The sequence below is a fragment of the Streptomyces sp. NRRL S-455 genome, from assembly GCF_000717875.1.
In the GTDB taxonomy this organism is placed as follows: Bacteria; Actinomycetota; Actinomycetes; order Streptomycetales; family Streptomycetaceae; genus Streptomyces.
This window is the reverse complement of the sequence record NZ_JOCT01000031.1, coordinates 1-22446: the sequence shown is the minus strand read 5'-3', so window position 1 is coordinate 22446 and position 22446 is coordinate 1. Positions and strand designations below refer to the sequence as shown.

The window sequence follows — 22446 nt, the reverse complement described above, 5'->3', positions numbered from 1 at the left end:
GTCCGCATGCTGGAACGGATTATCCCGGTTCCCGAGAACCGCTCCATCATGTAACCTGCACGAAATTTTGCGATCACGCGAGGGCCAGCGTCGTCCCTCGGCACTTGCATATGCCACCTGACGACGACGGGAGAGCCGATGCGTACGCCGCGCCAGCCGTCCCAGCACTCCGCGAATGGCCAGAACTGGTCGTTCATGGATGCTCGCCCTGCTGCGCAGGGTATGTACGACCCCCGCAACGAGCACGACGCCTGTGGCGTCGGCTTCGTCGCCACCCTCACCGGCGAGGCGTCCCACACCCTGGTCGAGCAGGCTCTGACCGTCCTGCGCAACCTGGAACACCGCGGTGCCACCGGCTCCGAGCCCGACTCCGGCGACGGCGCCGGAATCCTGTCGCAGGTCCCGGACGCCTTCTTCCGTGACGTGGCCGGATTCGAACTGCCCGCGGCCGGTGCCTACGCCGTCGGCATCGCCTTCCTGCCGGAGGAGGCCACCGCTGAGGCCGTCGCGCAGATCGAGACGATCGCGGCCGACGAGGGCCTCACCGTCCTCGGCTGGCGCGAGGTGCCCGTCGCGCCCCAGCTGCTGGGTGCCACCGCCCGGTCGACCATGCCGGTCTTCCGCCAGATCTTCGTCAGCGACGGCACTTCGGAGGGCATCGCCCTCGACCGCAAGGCCTTCGTGCTGCGCAAGCGCGCCGAGCGCGAGGCCGGCGTCTACTTCCCGTCGCTGTCGGCGCGGACCATCGTCTACAAGGGCATGCTGACCACCGGCCAGCTGGAGCCCTTCTTCCCGGACCTGTCCGACCGCCGCTTCGCCTCCGCGATCGCGCTCGTGCACTCCCGGTTCTCGACGAACACGTTCCCGTCCTGGCCGCTGGCCCACCCGTACCGCTTCGTCGCGCACAACGGTGAGATCAACACGGTCATGGGCAACCGCAACTGGATGCGGGCGCGTGAGTCGCAGCTGGTCTCCGACCTGTTCGGCTCCGACGACAAGGCCATCGAGCGGATCTTCCCGGTCTGCACGCCGGACGCCTCCGACTCCGCCTCCTTCGACGAGGTCCTGGAGCTGCTGCACCTGGGCGGCCGCTCGCTGCCGCACTCCGTGCTGATGATGATCCCCGAGGCGTGGGAGAACCACGACTCCATGGACCCGGCCCGGCGCGCCTTCTACCAGTACCACTCCACGATGATGGAGCCCTGGGACGGCCCGGCCTGTGTCACCTTCACCGACGGCACCCAGGTCGGCGCGGTCCTCGACCGCAACGGACTGCGCCCCGGCCGCTACTGGGTCACCGACGACGGCCTGGTCGTCCTCGGCTCCGAGGTCGGCGTCCTGGACATCGACCCCTCCAAGGTCGTCCGCAAGGGCCGCCTCCAGCCCGGCCGCATGTTCCTCGTCGACACCGCCGAGCACCGCATCATCGAGGACGACGAGATCAAGGCCGAGCTCGCCGCCGAGAACCCCTACGGGGAGTGGCTGGAGGCCGGCGAGATCGAGCTGGGCGACCTGCCCGAGCGCGAGCACATCGTCCACACCCACGCCTCGGTCACCCGCCGCCAGCAGACCTTCGGCTACACCGAGGAGGAGCTGCGCGTCATCCTCGCGCCGATGGCCAAGGCCGGTGCCGAGCCGATCGGCTCGATGGGCACCGACTCGCCGATCGCCGCGCTGTCGGACCGCCCGCGCCTGCTCTTCGACTACTTCACCCAGCTGTTCGCGCAGGTCACCAACCCGCCGCTGGACGCCATCCGCGAGGAGCTCGTCACCTCGCTGCGTTCCGCGCTGGGCCCGCAGGGCAATCTGCTCGACCCGAACGCGGCCTCCTGCCGCAGCGTCGTGCTGCCCTTCCCGGTCATCGACAACGACGAGCTGGCCAAGCTCATCCACATCAACGCCGACGGCGACATGCCCGGCTTCAAGGCCGCGACCCTGTCCGGCCTGTACCGGGTGCACGGCGGCGGTGACGCGCTGGCCGCCCGCATCGAGGAGATCTGCGCCGAGGCCGACGCCGCGATAGAGAACGGCGCCCGGCTGATCGTCCTGTCGGACCGCCACTCGGACGCCGAGCACGCGCCGATCCCGTCGCTGCTGCTCACCGCGGCCGTCCACCACCACCTCATCCGCACCAAGCAGCGCACCCAGGTGGGCCTGCTGGTCGAGGCCGGTGACGTCCGCGAGGTCCACCACGTCGCCCTGCTCATCGGCTACGGCGCCGCCGCGGTCAACCCGTACCTGGCGATGGAGTCCGTCGAGGACCTGGTCAGCGCCGGCACCTTCCTGCCCGGCGTCGAGCCCGAGAAGGCCATCCGCAACCTCATCTACGCCCTCGGCAAGGGCGTGCTGAAGGTCATGTCCAAGATGGGCATCTCGACCGTCGCCTCCTACCGCGGCGCCCAGGTCTTCGAGGCCGTCGGTCTCGACGAGGCCTTCGTCGAGAAGTACTTCAACGGCACCGCCACCAAGATCGGCGGCGTCGGTATCGACGTCATCGCCAAGGAGGTCGCCGCCCGCCACGCCAAGGCCTACCCGGCCTCCGGCATCGCCCCGGCGCACCGCGCGCTGGACATCGGCGGCGAGTACCAGTGGCGCCGCGAGGGCGAGCCGCACCTGTTCGACCCGGAGACGGTCTTCCGCCTCCAGCACTCCACGCGCTCCGGCCGCTACGACATCTTCAAGAAGTACACCGAGCGTGTGAACGAGCAGTCCGAGCGCCTGATGACGCTGCGCGGCCTGTTCGGCTTCAAGTCGGACCGCAAGCCGATCTCCATCGACGAGGTCGAGCCGGTCTCCGAGATCGTCAAGCGCTTCTCCACGGGCGCCATGTCGTACGGCTCCATCTCGCAGGAGGCGCACGAGACCCTCGCCATCGCCATGAACCAGCTGGGCGGCAAGTCCAACACCGGTGAGGGCGGCGAGGACCCGGAGCGGCTGTACGACCCGGCCCGCCGGTCGTCCATCAAGCAGGTCGCCTCCGGCCGCTTCGGTGTGACCTCCGAGTACCTGGTCAACTCCGACGACATCCAGATCAAGATGGCCCAGGGCGCCAAGCCCGGCGAGGGCGGTCAGCTGCCCGGCCACAAGGTCTACCCGTGGGTCGCCAAGACGCGTCACTCGACGCCGGGCGTGGGCCTGATCTCCCCGCCGCCGCACCACGACATCTACTCCATCGAGGACCTGGCCCAGCTGATCCACGACCTGAAGAACGCGAACCCGCAGGCGCGGATTCACGTGAAGCTGGTCTCCGAGGTCGGCGTCGGCACGGTCGCCGCGGGTGTGTCCAAGGCGCACGCGGACGTCGTGCTCATCTCCGGCCACGACGGCGGTACGGGTGCCTCGCCGCTCACCTCGCTCAAGCACGCCGGCGGTCCCTGGGAGCTCGGCCTCGCCGAGACCCAGCAGACCCTGCTGCTCAACGGCCTGCGCGACCGGATCGTGGTCCAGACCGACGGCCAGCTGAAGACCGGCCGTGACGTCGTCATCGCCGCGCTCCTCGGCGCCGAGGAGTTCGGTTTCGCGACCGCGCCGCTCGTCGTCTCCGGCTGCGTCATGATGCGCGTCTGCCACCTGGACACCTGCCCGGTCGGCATCGCCACGCAGAACCCGACCCTGCGCGAGCGGTACACCGGCAAGGCCGAGTACGTCGTGAACTTCTTCCAGTACATCGCCGAAGAGGTCCGCGAGATCCTCGCCGAGCTGGGCTTCCGCTCCATCGAGGAGGCCGTCGGCCACGCCGAGGCCCTCGACGTCACCCGCGCGGTCGACCACTGGAAGGCACAGGGCCTGGACCTGGAGCCGCTGTTCCACGTGCCCGAGCTGCCCGAGGGCGCGGTGCGCCACCAGCTCATCGCGCAGGACCACGGCCTGGAGAAGGCGCTCGACAACGAGCTGATCAAGCTCGCCGCCGACGCCCTCGCCGCCACGGACGCCACCGAGGCCCAGCCGGTCCGCGCCCAGGTGCAGATCCGCAACATCAACCGCACGGTCGGCACCATGCTCGGCCACGAGGTGACCAAGAAGTTCGGTGGCGCGGGCCTGCCCGACGACACCATCGACATCACCTTCACCGGCTCCGCCGGCCAGTCCTTCGGCGCGTTCGTGCCGCGCGGTGTCACGCTGCGCCTGGAGGGCGACGCCAACGACTACGTCGGCAAGGGCCTGTCCGGCGGCCGGATCGTGGTCCGCCCGGACCGCGCGGCCGACCACCTCGCCGAGTACAGCGTCATCGCCGGCAACACCATCGGCTACGGCGCCACCGGCGGCGAGATGTTCCTGCGCGGCAAGACCGGTGAGCGGTTCTGCGTCCGCAACTCCGGCGCGACGGTCGTCTCCGAGGGCGTGGGCGACCACGGCTGCGAGTACATGACCGGTGGTCACGCGGTGGTGCTCGGCGAGACCGGCCGCAACTTCGCGGCCGGCATGTCCGGCGGTATCGCGTACGTCATCGACCTCGACCGGGACAACGTCAACGCCGGCAACCTGGACGCCGTCGAGGCGCTGGACGACACCGACAAGCAGTGGCTGCACGACGTGGTCCGCCGCCACCAGGAGGAGACGGGCTCCACCGTCGCCGAGAAGCTCCTGGCCGAGTGGGACACCGCCGTCGAGCGCTTCAGCAAGATCATCCCCAGCACGTACAAGGCAGTGCTCGCCGCCAAGGACGCCGCCGAGCGAGCCGGTCTGTCCGAGACCGAGACCCACGAGAAGATGATGGAGGCGGCGATCAATGGCTGACCCGAAGGGCTTCCTGAACCACGGGCGCGAGGTCGCCAAGTCCCGCCCCGTCGAGGAGCGCGTCAAGGACTGGAACGAGGTCTACGTCCCCGGCTCCCTGCTGCCGATCATCAGCAAGCAGGCCAGCCGCTGCATGGACTGCGGCATCCCGTTCTGCCACAACGGCTGCCCGCTCGGGAACCTGATCCCCGAGTGGAACGACTACGCCTACCGCGAGGACTGGGCCGCCGCCTCGGAGCGTCTGCACGCGACGAACAACTTCCCGGAGTTCACGGGCCGGCTGTGCCCCGCCCCGTGTGAGTCGGCGTGTGTGCTCGGCATCAACCAGCCGCCGGTCACCATCAAGAACGTCGAGGTCTCGATCATCGACAAGGCGTGGGAGACCGGGGACGTCGCCCCGCAGATCCCGGAGCGCCTGTCCGGCAAGACCGTCGCGGTCGTCGGCTCGGGCCCGGCGGGCCTCGCCGCCGCCCAGCAGCTGACCCGCGCCGGCCACACCGTCGCCGTCTACGAGCGCGCGGACCGCATCGGAGGCCTCCTCCGCTACGGCATCCCCGAGTTCAAGATGGAGAAGCGGCACATCAACCGCCGTATCGAGCAGATGCGCGCGGAGGGCACCCGCTTCCGCACGGGCATCGAGATCGGCCGCGACCTCAAGGCCACGGACCTGAAGAAGCGCTACGACGCGGTCGTCCTGGCCGTCGGCGCCACCACGGCCCGTGACCTGCCGGTGCCCGGCCGCGAGCTCAAGGGCATCTACCAGGCCATGGAGTACCTGCCCCTGTCCAACAAGGTGCAGGAGGGCGACTTCGTGGCGCCCCCGATCTCGGCCGAGGGCAAGCACGTCGTGGTCATCGGCGGCGGCGACACCGGCGCGGACTGCGTGGGCACCGCCCACCGCCAGGGCGCGGCCTCCGTCACGCAGCTGGAGATCATGCCCCGCCCGAACGACGAGCGGCACCCGGTCAACCAGCCGTGGCCGACCTTCCCCATGCTGTACAAGGTCACCTCGGCCCACGAGGAGGGCGGCGAGCGCGTCTACTCGGTCTCGACGACCCACTTCGAGGGCGACGAGGACGGCAACGTCCAGTGGCTGCACCTCACCGAGGTCGAGTTCATCGACGGCAAGCTGACCCCGAAGCCGGGCACCGAGCGCAAGATCCCCGCCCAGCTGGTCACCCTCGCCATGGGCTTCACCGGCACCGACCGCGACAACGGCCTCGTGGACCAGTTCGGCCTGGAGCTCGACGAGCGCGGCAACATCGCCCGCGACGGCGACTACCAGACCAACGTGCCGGGCGTGTTCGTCGCGGGTGACGCCGGCCGCGGCCAGTCGCTCATCGTCTGGGCGATCGCCGAGGGCCGTTCGGCGGCACGCGGCGTGGACCGCCACCTCACGGGTGCCAGCGAGCTGCCGGCGCCGATCCGGCCGACGGACCGTGCGCTGATGGTCTGACCGGCACCTCCACAGACGTCCCGCACAAAGGCGTGCGGAACACTGACAGCGCCTGCTCCACAGTCCCCGACCGGACGACCGGGCAGGCGCTGTCGCATGTCCTCAGCCGGTCCCGGTCCCGGTCCCGTTCTCGTTCCCGTCCGGCCACACCTGGATGTGGTCCTCCTCCAGTTCCAGCAGTACCCGGTCCCGCATGTCCAGGGCGGTCGTGTACTCGGTCGGCAGCTGGAGGCGGCCGGCGCGGTCGAGCATCGCGTACTCACGGGCCACCAGGGACTCCTGGCCCGTCTCGTCGACCTCGGTGCGGCGCAGGACCTCCGTGGAGGTGCGGCCGTCGCGGATCGCGACCGTGCGGCGGACCTCGCCGGCGACCGCCTGGTCATGGGTGACGATGACGATCGTCGTACCGAGTTCCTCGTTGGCCCGGCGGAACGCGGCGAAGACCTGCTGCCCGGTCGCCGAGTCCAGCTCGCCGGTCGGCTCGTCGGCGAGCAGGACGGCGGGGGAGTTGGCCAGGGCGACGGCGATCGCCACGCGCTGCTGCTGACCGCCGGACATCGCCTGCGGACGCCGGTCCCGGCAGTCGGCGACACCGAGCAGGTCCAGCAGTTCGTCCGCCCGTCCGGCCCGTTTCCGCCGCGAGCGGCCCGCCAGCTGCAGGGGCAGGGCGACGTTCTGCGCCGCCGTCAGATACGGCAGCAGATTGCGTGCCGTCTGCTGCCAGACGAAGCCGACCACCTCACGCCGGTACCGCAGCCGGGCCTTCGCGTCCATCGTCAGCAGATCGTGGCCCGCCACCTTCGCGGCGCCCGCGGTCGGGACGTCCAGGCCCGCGAGGATGTTCATCAACGTCGACTTGCCGCTGCCGGACGCCCCCACCAGGGCCATCAACTCGCCCTGCTGGACCAGGAGATCGAGCCCCTGGAGCGCCTGCACCTCCACGGCGTCCCCGCCGCCGCGCTTGGCGAAGATCCGCACCAGCCGGTCGCAGGCGATCAGGGCGTCGTGCCCGTACGCCGGCCGGTCGCGGTGCCGCGCCGCCCGCCGCTCCAGCTCCGCGAGCGACTCCGTCGTACCGCTCATCGCATGTCTCCCGCTCTGAGGTGAGTGATCGGTGTCCGGCGTCCCGCCCACCAGGCCTGTGCGACCGCCACCGCCCCCGCCAGCAGCACCGCGCACGCGGCGGGCAGGGACAGCGACCAGACGTCGGCCCGTAGTACGGCCCCCTGCGGCCCCGTGACGCCGGACGCGCCGGCGAGGGCGAGCCGGTCCAGGTCGATGCCGGGAGCGAGCAGCCCTACCGTGGCCCAGCCGGCGGCCAGGCCCCCGCCGGCCGCGAGCAGCGCCGGCGGCAGCGCCTCCAGACCGAGCAGGTGACGTCCCTGGCGGGTCGTCAGGCCCAGGGTGCGCAGCCGGGCCAGCATCGCGGCTCGTTCCGGCGCGGACCGCAGCATGCCGAGCATCAGGGCGAGCAGGGCGTACCCCGCGCCGGCGGCGACGGCCCAGACGTAGATCCGTTCGGCGCCGGCCTGCAACGGTGAGTCGGCCAGCGCCGCGCGTTCCTCGGCGCGCAGGGTCACCGAGAGGTTCGATCCGGCGCCGCGCACGGCCGCCCGCAGCGCCTTCGCGTCGATCGCGGCACCGGCCGCCAGCAGGCGCGCAGGACCGCCGAACCCGCTCAGGCCCGCCGCGTCGACCAGCAGGAACTCACCCTCGGGGACGGCCGGAGTGGCCGGGCGCACGGCGGTGATCCGCACCGTGACCGCGCCGCCGTCCGTCCAGATCCTTCGTGGCGCCCGCCCGAGCCGCTCGGCGACCTCGGGGGAGGCGACAGCGCCCAGCACTCCGCCCCCGGCCCTCAGCCGCTCGGCCGCGAACCCCCCGAGTCCCGTCCGCCGGGCCAGCCCCGCATAGGTGTCCGGCTCGACCCCGACCACCATCAGCGACGGCGTGTCGTCGGGCGCGCGCTCCGAAGCGAACCCGACTCCCACCGCCGTGACCTGCCGTACGCCCGCCACATCCCGTACCGCCCGCGCCAAGCCGGCGGGGAGCGGGGCGCCGTCGGCCGTGTCGATCCGCGCGTCCGCGCCCGTCTCCAGCAGCGCGGCCCGGTCCCGGGCGTCCGCCACGCCCGTCAGCACGGACCCACCGAACGCGGCCGTCGTCAGGGCCGTCAGCAGGGCGAGCAGCGGGAGCGTGGCGACCGCCGCCGGTGAGCGGCCCGCGCGGGCCAGCGACAGGAAACCCACCACGCCGCGCAGTCGTCCGGCCGGGCCGGCGGCCCACCGCAGGGGCAGCGGGTACAGCCGTACGAGGAGCAGCGCGGCGACCAGCCCGACGAGCACCGGGGCGGCGCTCACCAGCAGATCGCCCGCACCGTCCGTACCGCGGCGGCGCAGCGCCGTCACCGAGCCGGCGGCCAGCACCAGCAAGGTGAGTTCGGCGACCGTGCGGCGCCCGCCGGGCCGGGCGTGGGCGAGGTCGTCGCGCTCCTGGTGCGCCCGCGGCCGGCGATGCGCCACCACCGCGCGCACCGGCAGCGCGGCACACGCGAGCAGTGCCACGGCACTCGCCCCGAGCACGGAGGGCAGCGGCCGGGCCCCGTCCACGACGAGCACGGCGAGCAGCAGACCGCCGGCCGCGGCGGGCACCGCCGGCACCGCGCTCTCGGCCAGCAGCCGCCCGGCGACGCCGCCCAGGGAGGCGCCCCGGGCCCGCAGCAGGGCGAGTTCGGCGTCGCGGCGGGCGGCGGCCAGACCACCGCTCATGACCAGGACGATCACGGCGACCGCGGCGATCCCGAAGGCCGCGACGGCGACCACCGGCGTGATCGCCTCACGGGTCTCGGTGTAGGCGCCGACGACCTCCTCCAGGCCGGTGGACAGCTGAGCCGTCGGACCGGCGGCCCCGCGCATCCGCACCAGCCCCGGCCCGTCCTCGAGGGAGGCGACCGCGTCGACGAGCGCCGAGGCGTCCGCCGCGGTGAGCCGCCCCGTCGCGGGCGCGAACCGCCAGTACTTCTCCGGCTCGCCCTGGCCGCCGAGCAGCGCCGGGGCGGCCCCGGGCGCCAGCAGGACGCCCGCCTCCCAGTAGTAGCGCGGCGGGCGGGCGTTGTCGCTCGACAGGGCCGGGGTGCGCAGCACAGGCTCAGCGGACCAGTAACTCCGCTGCGGATGCCGGGGTTCGAGGACACCGGTGATCCGCACGGTCAGCGGGCCGTCCGGGAAGCCGGCCAGGGTGAGCGTGGACCCGGCCCGCAGCCGCAGGGTGCGGGCGGTCTCAGCGGTCACCGCGCCCTCGACCACCCTGGTGCCCTCGGTCACCGAGGCACCGGCGGCGGGCAGCCGGCCCTCCCGCACCGTGGCGTGCCCGGCCGCCCCCGACTGCGCGAACAGGGTGAACCGGGGCGGCAGCCCGTCGGGCCGGGGCAGCGACGCGTCCAGTCCCTCCAGGCTCTTCCCGGTCCGCAGCCCGTACGCCGACTCGGCCGGGTCCGCCCGCAGCGGCTCCGGCAGCAGCGCCCGCGCCGCGCGGTCGACCACTGCGAGCGCCTCCGGCCGGACCTCGTCCGCGCGGGCCTCGTCCGGCCGTTCGAGACCGGGCTGCGGCGCCCGCAGTTCCAGAACGGTGGAGCCGGGCGCGGCGGTGGCGACGGCCTCGCGCAGCCCGTCCGTCTCGTACGCCTCGACGGCCCGGGGCAGGACCGCCGCGAGAAACGCCGTGACCAGGACCAGCACCCCGAAGGCGACGGCGGACCAGGGCGCGGTCCGCAGCCGGGTCCGCACCCAGGGCGCGCCCCGCGTGTTCCGCGGCATGTCAGTCCTCCCCCTGATGGCGGAGCGCGACCGCCGGTTCGGCCCGGCGCAGCGCCGACGCGGCGGTGATCAGCAGCAGCGGGGCGGCCACCCCCACGAGGAGCAGGACCACCCGGGACACCGGCAGTTCGACGAGCACGGGCGGGTCCGGCCGTGCGGCACCGGAGGTCAGCACGATCAGCGGGACGACGGCCCGGGTCAGCAGCGCGCCGAGGCCGAGGCCGGCGAGCAGACCGACCCCGATCAGCAGACTCTGCTCGGTCGCCACCAGGCGGGCGAGAGCCCGGCGGGGTGTGCCCAGGGCACGCAGCACCGCGAACTCCGCTGACCGCTCCCGCCGCGCGCCGGCGGCGGCCACCGCGAAGCCCCCGGCGGCGAGGGCCGCGGCGGCCGCGGCCACCGCCGTCAGCGCCGAGCGCGGCCCGGCGCCGAGCGGGTCCCGCAGCAGCTCGGCCGCGGTCTCGTCCCGCACCAGCACCTGCTGCGGCTCGAGGTCGGGGCGCGCCCGCAGCGCGGCGGCGATCTCGGCGGCCTCGCGGGGGGAGGCGTCCACCCACCACTCGGTGGGAGCGAGCGGCGCGCTGCCCCGCTGGGCCAGCACGGCGTCGACGGCCCGCAGGTCGAGCAGCAGCGCTCCACCGGCCGCGGTCTCACCGGCCGGATCGGTGGCGGTGGTCGGCAGTTCCTCGGCCGTCCGCACGATCCGCACCCGCAGCTGCTCCCCGGACAGCGGTACGTCGACGGTGTCACCCGGCTCGGCCCCCGCCGCCCGCAGGAAGTCCCGGGTGGCGACGGCGTTGAGGGTCCGCGGCGCCTCGGCCCCGGCGGTGTCGACGCGGACGGTGTAGATCTGAGCCGGTCCGTATCCTTCGTCGGCGTCGGAGCCGGTGCCGTACGACACGGCCAGCGGCGCGGACCCCGACGCGGCGGGTCGCGCGGACCCACGGGCGACGATCTCGCCGTTCATCGTCACGGTCCGGCCGCCCTGCCACCGCGTCCCGGCGGGCACCGGCACGGTCCGCGCGGAACCGTCACGGCCGCCGGCCCGCAGCCGTTCGACGGTGAACCGGTGGTGTTCGGCGCGGCCGGTGGGAGAGGCGTCGTCGAGCTGCAGGCCGGTCAGCCGCAACGGCCCGGCCGGGGCGGCGCGCCGGCCCGTCGCCGTCACGTCCAGGTCGAGCGTGAGCCGGTGGACCCGGCCGTCCACCGGGACGTTCCCGGCGCCCAGGCGGTACGCGATGCCGTACCGGTCCTCGACGACCGCCGTGAGCGCGGGCGCGCGGCCGGAGGGCGAGCGCCCCGACCCGGCCCGCTCGTCCGTGATCCGCACGTCGAGGACGAGCCGCCGCGTGTCCTCGGGAAGCCGCACGGCACGGTCCCCGTCCCGCGCGGGTGGCACCAGTGCCCGCAGCAGCTCCGCCGGGGGCTCGTCGGCGAGATCGCCGCGCATCCGCATCCCGTCCCCGACGCGGGCCGTGTCCAGGGCGAGGACCGTCGCCTGCCGGCCGCCGGACAGGCCCAGGGCGGCACGGTGCGCGGGAGCGGCGTCCCGGGCCCCGGGCAGCCTCGCGTAGAGACCGGTCTGCCCGGGGCTGCCGGGCCGGTGGTCGAGGACCCGGACCGACGCGCCCGTCCGGAAGTCGGCCTGGTCGTCCTGCGACCGGTCCCAGGACGCGCCGTGCCCGATCGCCAGCATCCCGGTCGCCACGGCGATGACCAGCAGCAGCACCGGACCCGCCCCGCGCAGCGGGCGCCGGCTGAACTGCCATCCGGCCAGCGCCGCCGGCAGCCCGCGCCCCCTCGCGGACCGCCGCTCCGCGAGCCGGGCCGCCAGTGGCAGCAGACGCAGCGTCAGGACCGTGCCCGCCAGCAGCGCCAGCGCGGGCGCCGCGACCAGCAGCGGATCGATGCCCAGCCGGCCGGCCCGGTCCCGGCTGAGCACCCCGCCGCCGGTCGCGTCGGTCTGCCGGTCGAGCTGCCAGTACGCCACGCCCGCGATCAGCAGCAGCGCCACATCGGCTCCGGCTCGCACGGGCGCGGCCGATGCCGCGGCCCGGACTCGCCGTAGCCGCACGGGCGTGCGCGCCGTCGCCGTCAGCGCGGGCGCGACCACCGCCGCCGCGCAGCCCACCGCCACCCCGCCCGCGACCAGCCAGACCTGGAGCGCCGGGGCGGTGTCGAGCCGCAGTCCGATCCGGTCGAGCGAGGACCACCGGGCCAGCAGCCGGGCCAGCGGGCCGGACAGCAGCGCGGCACAGACGGCGGCCGGTACGGCCAGCAGCAGCGCCTCCAGCGCGGCCAGCCCCGCGATCCGGCCGCGCGAGCCGCCCCTGGCCCGCAGCAGTTCGGTCTCGCCCGCCCGCTCGCTGTCCAGCAGCCGGGCCACCAGCAGCAGCGCGTACCCGGCGAGCAGCACCAGCTGCACGGAGACGATCAGCAGGGTGGACCGGGACACCAGCAGGGCCCGTTCGGTCCGGTCGAGCACGTCGGGCAGCCCGGTGCGCACCTCCGCGTCGCCCCCGAGTTCCGGGGCCTCGCGCAGCGCATCGGCCGCGCGTGCCGCCGCCGCGCGGAGTCCGCCGATGCCGTCGGTGGTCAGGGTCCGGTAGTCGGCGGTCGCCACCCAGCCGGTGCCGTCCTCGGAGGTACGGCCGGAGGCGAGCACCGACGCGTCGGCCAGCAGCGGCCCGTACGTGGTGAAGACGACGGTACGCACGCCCTGGCCGCCGAGGGCGTCCGCCTGCCAGTAGGGATCGGAGCTGTCGGCCGCCCGGTACACGCCGGTCACCCGCACCTGGAGCGACCTGCCGCCCAGCCGGTCGGTGAGCGCGAGGCGCGCTCCGGGCCGCAGCCCCAGCCGGCCGGCGGCCGCCTCGGGCAGGGCGACGGGCACGGCGGCGGTACGGTCCGCCGGGGCCGGACCCGGCAGGCTGCCCGAGACCATCCTGATCCGTGACCGGTCGAGGGCGGCCAGGTGCGTGAGGTCGGGCTGCCCGGCCCGGGCGTCGGCGTCCTGGAGGGAACGGGGCAGCGCGTACGGCCCGGACCGCTCCAGCCTCCGCACGGTCACCGGCAGCCCGCCGAACGCCTCCCGCGCCCCACGCGACACGGCCCGCTGCGCCGCGTCCCGCCCCTCCCGGGCGACGTCCGCCTCGACGAGCAGGGAGGCGGAGACCGCGGCCCGGCCCCTCAGGGTGCCGCGCAGCGCCGCGTCCCCGACGGAACCGGAGAAGGCCGCGAGGGTGGCGAGCACCGAGGTGGTCAGCAGTACGGCGAGCAGGGCGGCGGTGAGCAGCAGCCGGTGCGCGCGTGCGCGCAGCAGCAGTAAGCCCGTCACTCTTTCCCCACCCCGTCGGCCGAGCCACGTCCCCAACCCGGCATGCATATCACGGAGTTACCGGCCCGGCACATGAGTTCGAACCTCGGTTGTTCGGCTCTTGACCTTCCGGACCGGTTCCGTATGGGATGCGGTGATGACCGAGAACACCAGCCCGGGGCCCGGTGCGGCCCTCGCCGGCGACGCGTCCGGCGAGCCGATGCTGAGGGTGGAGGCCGTCCACCACTCCTACGGCACGGGCGCCGGGGCCGTGCACGCGCTGCGCGGGGCCTCCTTCACCGTCCGGCGCGGTGAACTGGTCGCCCTCAAGGGCCGCTCCGGTTCCGGCAAGACGACGCTGCTGCACATGATCGGCGGCCTCGACTCGCCGCGGACCGGCCGTGTCGTCGTCGACGGCACCGACCTGTCGACGCTCGGCGAGAGCGAACTGCTGGAACTGCGCCGCGACCGGATCGGCTTCGTCTTCCAGTCCTTCGGGCTCATCCCCATCCTCACGGCCGCCGAGAACGTGGGCGTGCCGCTGCGGCTGCGCCGGGCCGAGCCGCGTGCACGCGAGGAGCGGGTGGCGCTGCTGCTGGCCCTGGTCGGCCTCGCCGGCCACGAGGCGCAGCGGCCCGCCGAACTGTCCGGCGGGCAGCAGCAGCGGGTCGCCATCGCCCGGGCCCTCGCCAACCGCCCGGCCCTGCTGCTCGCCGACGAGCCGACGGGCCAGCTGGACGCCGCCACCGGCCTGGCGGTGATGGACCTGCTGCGGGCCGTGGTCCGCAGCGAGGGCGTCACGGCCCTCGTCGCCACCCACGACCCCCAACTCCTCGGCCTGGCCGACCGGGTGCTGGAACTGAGCGACGGGGTGGTCGTCGAGGAGTGAGAGGCTGTCGGCCATGGCCGCGATCAGTCTGAGCAAGGTCCAGGAGACGGCACCCGCGCTGGTGAACCTCTACAAGAGCGCCGGCGTGTCCCTCGAGAAGCACGGCCTGAACGGGCTGCGCGCCGCTGTCTACCTCGTGGTAGACCACTCCGGCTCGATGCGGCCGTACTACAAGGACGGCAGCGTGCAGGCGCTGGCCGACCGGGTGCTCGGGCTGTCGGCGCACCTGGACGACGACGGCACCGTGCCGGTCGTGTTCTTCTCCACCGGCGTCGACGCCGAGACCGAGATCGCCCTGGCCGGTCACCAGGGGCGGATCGAGCGGATCGTGGCCGGGCTCGGGCACATGGGCAAGACCAGCTACCACCTGGCGATGGACGCCGTCATCGACCACTACCTGGACAGCGGGTCCCGGGATCCCGCCCTGGTCGTCTTCCAGACCGACGGCGGCCCCATCAGCAGACTCGCCGCGGAACGGTACCTGTGCAAGGCCGCGAAGCTGCCCCTGTTCTGGCAGTTCATCGGCTTCGGCGACCCGGGCAGCAAGCAGTTCGACTTCCTGCGGAGGCTCGACGAGCTGGCCGTACCGGAGAAGCGGATCGTCGACAACGCCGGGTTCTTCCACGCGGGTGAGGATCCGCGGAAGGTGCCCGACGAGGAACTGTACGACCGGCTGGTGGGGGAGTTCCCGCAGTGGCTGGCGGCCGCCCGGACCCAGGGAATCGTGCGGGCCCCCGGAGACCGCTGAGCCGCTTCTCGCCCCCCTGGTCCAACCGCCCCGCCGCCCCGTTTGCGCCATCGCCGCGCCGTGCCACGCTGGGAAGGATCCCACGGGGAGGCGACGACGTATGGGCGACGACGGCGCACGCCGGGTGTACGGGACGGATTCCGCCCACAGGGCACCACCTGCCGGCAAGGGCGAGAAGCTCGCCGACTGGGCGGACGGACGGCTGGGGCTCTACGCGCTGGCCAGGGCCAACATGCGCAAGGTCTTCCCGGACCACTGGTCGTTCATGCTGGGCGAGGTCACCCTCTACAGCTTCGTCGTCCTGATCCTCACCGGCGTCTACCTCACCCTCTTCTTCGAACCGAGCATGCAGGAGGTCGTCTACGACGGCTCCTACACGGAGCTCAACGGCGTGCTCATGTCCAGGGCGTTCGAGTCCACGCTGGACATCAGCTTCGACGTGCGCGGCGGGCTGCTGATCCGGCAGATCCACCACTGGGCGGCGCTCGTCTTCATCACCGGCATGCTGGTGCACATGATGCGGGTGTTCTTCACGGGCGCCTTCCGCAAGCCGCGCGAACTCAACTGGGTGTTCGGCTGGAGCCTGCTGATGCTCGGCATCATCACCGGCCTGACCGGCTACTCCCTCCCCGACGACCTGCTGTCCGGCACCGGCATCCGCTTCGCCCAGGGCGCGATCCTGTCGATCCCGATCGTCGGGACGTACCTGTCGTTCTTCCTCTTCGGCGGGGAGTTCCCGGGCGAGGACATCGTCTCGCGGCTGTACCCCGTCCACATCCTGCTGCTGCCCGGGCTCATGCTGGCCCTGGTGACCGCCCACCTGATCCTGGTCTTCCACCACAAGCACACCCAGTTCCCGGGCCCCGGACGCAAGGAACGGTCCGTCGTGGGGATGCCGTTCCTGCCGGTCTACATGGCCAAGGCCGGCGGGTTCTTCTTCCTCGTCTTCGGTGTCCTGACGGTGATGGGCGGACTCGCCCAGATCAACCCCGTGTGGGCCTTCGGCCCCTACCGCCCCGACCTGGTCACCACCGGCGCCCAGCCCGACTGGTACCTCGGCTTCTCCGAGGGCCTGATCCGGGTGATGCCGGGATGGGAGATCAACCTCTGGGGCCACACGCTGGTGCTCGGCGTGTTCATCCCCTTCGCGCTGTTCCCGCTGATCCTCCTCGCCATCGGCGTCTACCCCTTCATCGAGGCGTGGATCACCGGCGACAAACGCGAGCACCACATCCTGGACCGGCCACGCAACGCGCCCGTGCGCACCGGCCTGGGCGTCGCCTGGCTGACCCTGTACGCGGTACTGCTCATCGGCGGCGGCAACGACATCGTGGCCACGCATCTGCACCTGTCCATCAACGTGATCACCTGGTTCGTGCGGATCGGCGTGTTCGTGCTGCCGGTCGTCGCCTTCCTCGTCACCAAGAAGATCTGCATGGGCCTCCAGCGCCGCGACCGCGCCAAGGTGCTGCACGGCAGGGAGACCGGCACCGTCAAACGGCTGCCGAACGGCGAGTACACCGAGGCGCACGAGCCCCTCTCGCAGGCCGAGCTGTTCACCCTCACCCAGCACGAGCAGAAACCGCCGTACGAGATGGAGCCGGTGGTCGACGCGCACGGCGTGCGCCGCAAGGTCAAGCGCTCCGAGCGGCTGCGCGCCCGGCTGGCGAAGGCCATGTTCGGGCCCGACGCGCGGATCGAGAAGCCGACGGCGGAGGAATACCGGGAGATCACCAGCGGCGATCACCGGCACTGAACACGGAAGCCGCTCACGTGTCGCACTCCAGCACACTCCGGCACAGCCCACACCGCGCCCGGACCCGCCCGCGCACCGGCACCCTGATCCGCTGATGACAGGTCGGACAGGGAAACGACACCTGCAACCGGCCGCCCCCGTCAGGAGAGAACCGGTAGCGCACCCCCGGCTGCGGCGGCCCGGCCGGTGCATGCCGCCGGTCCCGGGCGTACCGGCGCCGCCCCGCCCATCCCGCCGCCGTCAGCGGCGGCTCCTGCTCGTCACGGCGGGCCAGCGTCATGCCCTTGCCGTACGCCGTGTACGCCTGGGGGCTGGTGAACCACACCGACGGGTCCTCCCCGAAGAGCAACGCGCGCTTGGCCAGGACGTACCCGAACTCCTCCGGCGTCAGATAACCCAGCTTCTGCGACGACGCCCCGTCCTCCCGGTACGCGTCCAGCAGCAGCCAGCCCGCGCCCAGGTACGTCGTCGCCGTGTCCGTCAGGATCTCGTTGTCCCGCACGCCCGGGAACGACAGGTCCAGGCGGTGCAGATACACATGCATCACCTCGTGGGCGAGGGCCGCCCCGATGTCCCGCCGATGCCTGCGGAACCGGTCGTTCAGCTCCACGAAGTACTCCGGCCCGGCCGCGAGCTCGACGTTCGCCGCGTGCCGCATCTCCCGGAAACTCACGACCAGCCGGGCGTCCGGCAGCCGGTAGTGCCGCACCAGCTCGTGCGCCACCCGCTGCGCCCCCAGATACAGATCGTCGGTGTCGCAGAACGCCACGTCGGCGGGGAGCACACTGGTCGCGAACGTCTGGATCGTGTCGCAGGACAGCCGCTTGTACAGCGCCGTGATGGCGGCCCGCACCGTTTCCAGATGCGGGTAGCCGTGCTCGACCGGACCGTCGTTCGCCACGCCTACCCCCAGGACGCCCCAGAACCCGCTTCCACTGTACGAAAGTGTGTCCACCAGGGGGTCGTGCCGCCGCGGCGAAAACCGTTCGCCGCCACCCGCCGCCGCCGGGCAGAATCCAGGCCGTGACCAGCGAACAACGCTCCGTCGCCGCCGGGCTCCGGGTGGGCGGCCAGGACGACGAACTGGAAAAGCGGCTCGACGAGGAGCTGACCGCCTTCAACACCGTCGCCGCCGACGGAGCCACCACCGCGCCCCTCTCCGTCCGCGTCACCGACGACACCGGCGAACTGATCGGCGGACTCACCGCCTGGACCTGGGGCAGCCTCTGCTCCGTGGACATGCTCTGGGTGCGGGAGGACCAGCGGCACGCCGGCTGGGGAAGCCGGCTGATGCGCGCGGCGGAGACCGAGGCCGCCCGGCGCGGCTGCACCGACATGATCGTCTCCACGTACAGCTTCCAGGCGCCCGGCTTCTACCCGCGCCTCGGCTACCGGGAACGCGGCCGCGTCCAGGGCGTACCCGGCGGCCACGAGGACGTCTGCTTCCACAAGCGGCTCAGCACCGCCGACTCGTGAGACGACCCTCGGACACCAGGCGCCCTCCCCGTAGGCTGACCCGCCATGACCACCAGCTACACCGGCACCGGTGACGCCGACCCCGCCGTCCGCGAGGAACTCGCCCGGCTGCGCGCCAGCATCGACAACATCGACGCCGCCGTCGTCCACATGCTCGCCGAGCGCTTCAAGTGCACCCAGCAGGTCGGCCACCTCAAGGCCCAGCACCAGCTGCCGCCCGCCGACCCGGCCCGCGAGGCCCGCCAGATCGCCCGGCTGCGCGCACTCGCCGAGAACGCCAAACTGGACCCGGCCTTCGCCGAGAAGTTCCTGAACTTCATCGTCGCCGAGGTCATCCGCCACCACGAGCGCATCGCCGACGAGGCACTCAACGGCACCACCGCCGGGCGCGACTGACGGCACACGAGCTCCATCTCCCCTGGGGGGCGTGACAGCGCGGCCCCCGGGGGCGTGACACCACGGCCCGCGCCGGGCATGCTGCGCTGTACACAGCATGTCAGCTGACGAGTACTGCGCGTCAGCGTCCCGGACTACTCTGGACCTCCAAGAGGGAGGGGCGTCGGGCCATGCCGTCGGATACCAGGATCCTCATCGTCGACGACCACGAGGACACGCTGTACGCGCTGGAGAGCGCACTGGCCCCGCTGGGCTACCGGCTCAGCCGGGCCACCAGCGGCGACGAGGCACTCAAGCAGGTGCTCCGCGGCCAGGTCGGCCTGCTCCTGCTCGACGTGCGCATGCCCGGCGTCAGCGGCCTGGAGGTCGTGCGCTACATGCGGCGCGTCGAACAGACCCAGCACATCCCGGTGATCCTGCTCACCGGATTCGGCGCCGACCACGAACTGACCACGACGGCCTTCGGCCTCGGCGTCGCCGACCTCGTCCTGAAACCCGTGGACCCCTGGGCCCTGCGCACCAAGGTCCGCTACCTCTTCGACACGCACCGGCGCCACCTCGCCCTGGAGCGGGAGGTGCGCCGCCTGCGCGCCGTCGTCCAGGAGCACAACGGGACCGACACGCACCCCGCGCGCCCCGCCCTGCCACATCCCGACGCACGCGTGCCACCCCCGCGGCCCATGGGGGCGCACGCCGGGGAACTGGAAAAAGACCGTACGTAGACCGGACATCGGGCACAAACCGATCCGCCCCTGTGCCCTGCACGTGCCATCAGGCAGCATGGCCTGCATGTCCGTACTGACGCGCGACGAAGCGCAGACCCGAGCAGAGCTCCTCGACGTCGACCGGTACACGATCGAACTCGATCTGACCACCGGTGAGGAGACCTTCGACTCCCGCACTCTGATCCGGTTCAGCGCCCGCGCGGACGCGGACACCTTCGTCGAGGTCAGGCCGGCCGAACTGCGCTCCGTCACCCTCGACGGACAACCCCTGGACCCGGCCACCCTGGACGACAACCGGCTGCCCCTGAAGAACCTCACCGCCGGCGAACACGAACTGCGCGTACACGCACGGATGCGCTACTCCCGCACCGGCGAGGGCATGCACCGCTTCACCGACCCCACCGACGGCGAAACCTACGTCTACACCCAGTTGTTCATGGACGACGTCCAGCGCGTCTTCGCCGCCTTCGACCAGCCCGACCTGAAGGCCGTCTTCGAACTGTCCGTGAAGGCCCCCGAAAGCTGGACCGTCCTCGCCAACGGCGTCACCGAGCACACCGGGGACGGCCGCTGGAAAGCCGCCCCCACCCCACTGATCTCCACCTACCTCGTCGCCGTCGCCGCCGGCCCCTGGCACTCGGTACGCACCGAACACCGCGGCCTGCCCTTCGGCTTGCACTGCCGCCGCTCCCTCGCCCCCTACCTCGACGACGACGCCGACGAACTCCTCGACGTCACACGCGCCTGCTTCGACCGCTACCACGAGAAATTCGACGAGCCCTACCCGTTCGACTCCTACGACCAGGCCTTCGTCCCCGAGTTCAACGCCGGCGCCATGGAGAACCCCGGACTGGTCACCTTCCGCGACGAGTTCGTCTACCGCTCCGCCGTCACCGACACCGAGCGGCAGACCCGCGCCATGGTCATCGCCCACGAAATGGCCCACATGTGGTTCGGCGACCTCGTCACACTCAAGTGGTGGGACGACATCTGGCTCAACGAGTCCTTCGCCGAGTACATGGGCTACCAGACCCTCACCGAAGCCACCCTCGGGGGGTCTGGGGGGACTCCCCCCAGGAAGTGGGGCACGGACACCTGGACCGACTTCGGCGTCAACCGCAAGGCCTGGGGCTACGACGCCGACCAGCGCCCCTCCACCCACCCCGTGGCCCCCGAAGCCGTCGACGACACCGCCGCCGCACTCATGAACTTCGACGGCATCTCCTACGCCAAGGGCGCCAGCGCCCTGCGCCAACTGGTCGCCTGGCTCGGCGAGGAGGACTTCCTCACCGGCATCAACACCCACTTCGCCCGCCACAAGTTCGCCAACGCCACCCTCGCCGACTTCATCGACTCCCTCGCCGGCGCCACCGAACGCGACGTGCCCGCCTGGGCCGACGCCTGGCTGCGCACCACCGGCGTCGACACCCTCACCCCGCACATCACCCCCGGCGACCACGGCACCTGCACCCTCACCGTCGACCGCACCGGAAACCGCCCGCACCACATCGCCGTCGGCCTCTACGACCGGGACCTCGGCGACGACGGCGGACACCTCGTCCTGCGCGAACGCCTCGACCTGGACCTGCCGCAGACCGCGGCCCACCCCATCGGCAAGCGCCCCGCGCTGCTCCTCCTCAACGACGCCGACCTCAGCTACGCCAAGATCCGCTTCGACCCGGAGTCCTTCGAAACCGTCCGCAAGGACCTCTCCGGCCTGCCCGAACCCCTCACCCGCGCCGTCGTCTGGAACGCCCTGCGTGACGCCGTCCGGGACGGCGAACTCCCACCCGCCGCCTACCTGGAGACCGCCCGGACCCATCTCCCGCTGGAGACCGACCTCGCCATCGTCCAGGGCGTGCTCGCCTTCGCCTCCACCCACATCGCCGACCGCTACGTCACACCCGAGGAGCGGCCGGCCGCGCTCGCCACCCTCTCCGAGCTGTGCCGCGACCTCATCCGCCGCACCGAGGACGGAGACAACCCCGGCCTGCGCCTGATCGCCGTACGCCACCGCATCGACGTCGCGGCCCACCCCGACACCATCGCCGCCTGGCTCGCCGACGGCACCGTCCCCGGCGGCCCGGAACTCGACCCCGAGCTGCGCTGGCGCGTCCTCGCCCGGCTCGCCGCCCTCGGCGCCACCGACGAGGCAGCCATCACCGCAGAACTGGAACGCGACCCGAGCGCCACCGGCCAGGAAGGCGCCGCCCGCTGCCGGGCCGCCCTGCCCGACCCGGAGGCCAAGGCCCGCGCCTGGCAGTCGATGTTCGGCTCCGACGACCTGTCCACCTACCTCTTCACCGCCACCGCCCAGGGCTTCTGGCAGCCCGAACAGGCCGACCTGGTACGCGCGTACGTACCGCGCTACTACACCGACGCGGTCCCCGTCGCCGACCGCCGCGGCCCCGCCATCGCCGTGGCCGTCGGCCGCGACGCCTTCCCCACCCACGCCGTCGACGCCGAGAACCTCCGCCTCGGCGAGGAATGCCTGCGCGACGCCACCCCGACCCCGGCACTACGCCGCACGCTCGCCGACCAACTCCACGACCTGGCACGGGCATTGCGGGTGCAGCAGGGCAGGAAGGAGAACTAGGACCGGCGACCCTGGGCGACGGAGGCGACCGCTCCTACCTGTCGCCGACGCGGCCGACCGGCGACCCGGCTCACCCGTCCCCGTCGCCGCCGCGGCCGACCGGCGACCCGGCCCACCCCTTCGCGGTCCGGGCCCCGAGGACCCCCCGGACGACTTCAAGACCGGGAACCCACTACGGGGAGTTCCAGCAGGATCTCCCCGTACGGAAGTACCTCCTCCCGCATCCGGTCGTTGGGCTATTCGGGCGCGCCGCCCCAGCGCCCCGGAGGACAGTCCATGAGCACGCCGCCCCTCGCCTCAGGCACCCAAGGCCCGCACGCCCTGCGGCCGTTACTCGACACCGTGCTCACCGCGCTGGACACCGGCGCCCGGGCACGCGGCGGGCCACTGCCCGCGGGCGGGCCGGACGCCGTCGCGGCGCGGATGCGGGAGACGGTGGGGGAGGCCCTGCCCGACCAGGGCGACCCGCACGCCCTGCACACCCTGATCCACGCGTTCGCCGAGAACGCCGCCGACCCCGCCCACCCCCTGTGCGC

At 72.8% G+C, this 22446-nt stretch carries 13 protein-coding genes and 1 pseudogene; 10 read left to right on the top strand and 4 right to left on the bottom strand.

What is annotated here, in order from left to right; translation table 11 throughout:
• The first annotated feature begins 138 nt into the window (after window positions 1-138).
• On the top strand, window positions 139-4737 hold the full coding sequence (gene gltB, locus IE97_RS0132620) for a glutamate synthase large subunit (protein WP_199807073.1): 4599 nt from the start codon (window positions 139-141) through the stop codon (window positions 4735-4737).
• Window positions 4730-6193, top strand: a complete 1464-nt coding sequence (locus tag IE97_RS0132615) for a glutamate synthase subunit beta (RefSeq protein WP_030248596.1) — start codon at window positions 4730-4732, stop codon at window positions 6191-6193. The genes gltB and IE97_RS0132615 overlap by 8 nt, the downstream gene beginning before the upstream one ends.
• A 102-nt stretch (window positions 6194-6295) precedes the next feature.
• On the opposite strand, the gene IE97_RS0132610 is transcribed toward IE97_RS0132615, so the two are convergent.
• Genes IE97_RS0132610 through IE97_RS0132600 form a run of 3 tightly spaced genes read right to left on the bottom strand, consistent with a single transcriptional unit; the run spans window position 6296 to window position 13345 of the window.
• Window positions 6296-7276, bottom strand: a complete 981-nt coding sequence (locus IE97_RS0132610) for an ABC transporter ATP-binding protein (protein ID WP_030248594.1) — start codon at window positions 7274-7276, stop codon at window positions 6296-6298.
• Window positions 7273-10008: a membrane protein gene (locus IE97_RS0132605; RefSeq protein WP_030248592.1), complete on the bottom strand. Its 2736-nt coding sequence runs from the start codon at window positions 10006-10008 to the stop codon at window positions 7273-7275. The genes IE97_RS0132610 and IE97_RS0132605 overlap by 4 nt, the downstream gene beginning before the upstream one ends.
• Before the next feature lies 1 nt (window position 10009).
• Entirely contained in the window at window positions 10010-13345 is a 3336-nt protein-coding gene (locus IE97_RS0132600) for an FtsX-like permease family protein (RefSeq protein ID WP_030248589.1), read from the bottom strand.
• Window positions 13346-13481: 136 nt separating this feature from the next.
• On the opposite strand from IE97_RS0132600, the gene IE97_RS0132595 reads away from it, so the two are divergent.
• From IE97_RS0132595 to IE97_RS0132585, 3 genes are all read left to right on the top strand, one after another.
• The gene (locus IE97_RS0132595) at window positions 13482-14213 is read left to right on the top strand and encodes an ABC transporter ATP-binding protein (protein WP_030248587.1); all 732 of its coding nucleotides are present in this window, start codon (window positions 13482-13484) and stop codon (window positions 14211-14213) included.
• A gap of 13 nt (window positions 14214-14226) precedes the next feature.
• On the top strand, window positions 14227-14961 hold the full coding sequence (locus IE97_RS0132590; protein ID WP_030248584.1) for a vWA domain-containing protein: 735 nt from the start codon (window positions 14227-14229) through the stop codon (window positions 14959-14961).
• Window positions 14962-15061: 100 nt separating this feature from the next.
• The gene (locus tag IE97_RS0132585; protein WP_030248581.1) at window positions 15062-16717 is read left to right on the top strand and encodes a cytochrome b; all 1656 of its coding nucleotides are present in this window, start codon (window positions 15062-15064) and stop codon (window positions 16715-16717) included.
• A 13-nt stretch (window positions 16718-16730) separates the two neighbouring features.
• Here the strand turns inward: IE97_RS0132585 and IE97_RS0132580 are convergent, their stop codons facing one another.
• Complete coding sequence (locus IE97_RS0132580) at window positions 16731-17618, bottom strand: hypothetical protein (protein ID WP_030248578.1); 888 nt, start codon at window positions 17616-17618, stop codon at window positions 16731-16733.
• A 122-nt stretch (window positions 17619-17740) separates the two neighbouring features.
• Here IE97_RS0132580 and IE97_RS0132575 point away from each other — a divergent pair, with 122 nt between their 5' ends.
• From IE97_RS0132575 to IE97_RS0132555, 5 genes and pseudogenes are all read left to right on the top strand, one after another.
• The gene (locus tag IE97_RS0132575; RefSeq protein ID WP_030248575.1) at window positions 17741-18193 is read left to right on the top strand and encodes a GNAT family N-acetyltransferase; all 453 of its coding nucleotides are present in this window, start codon (window positions 17741-17743) and stop codon (window positions 18191-18193) included.
• 45 nt (window positions 18194-18238) lie between these two features.
• Complete coding sequence (locus tag IE97_RS0132570) at window positions 18239-18589, top strand: chorismate mutase (RefSeq protein WP_030248572.1); 351 nt, start codon at window positions 18239-18241, stop codon at window positions 18587-18589.
• Between the two features lie 170 nt (window positions 18590-18759).
• The gene (locus IE97_RS0132565; protein WP_030248570.1) at window positions 18760-19311 is read left to right on the top strand and encodes a response regulator; all 552 of its coding nucleotides are present in this window, start codon (window positions 18760-18762) and stop codon (window positions 19309-19311) included.
• 67 nt (window positions 19312-19378) lie between these two features.
• Window positions 19379-21910, top strand: coding sequence for an aminopeptidase N (gene pepN / locus IE97_RS0132560; protein WP_030248567.1), 2532 nt, complete (start codon window positions 19379-19381; stop codon window positions 21908-21910).
• Between the two features lie 276 nt (window positions 21911-22186).
• A pseudogene (locus IE97_RS0132555) lies at window positions 22187-22446 on the top strand (aspartate aminotransferase family protein); the annotation flags it as partial.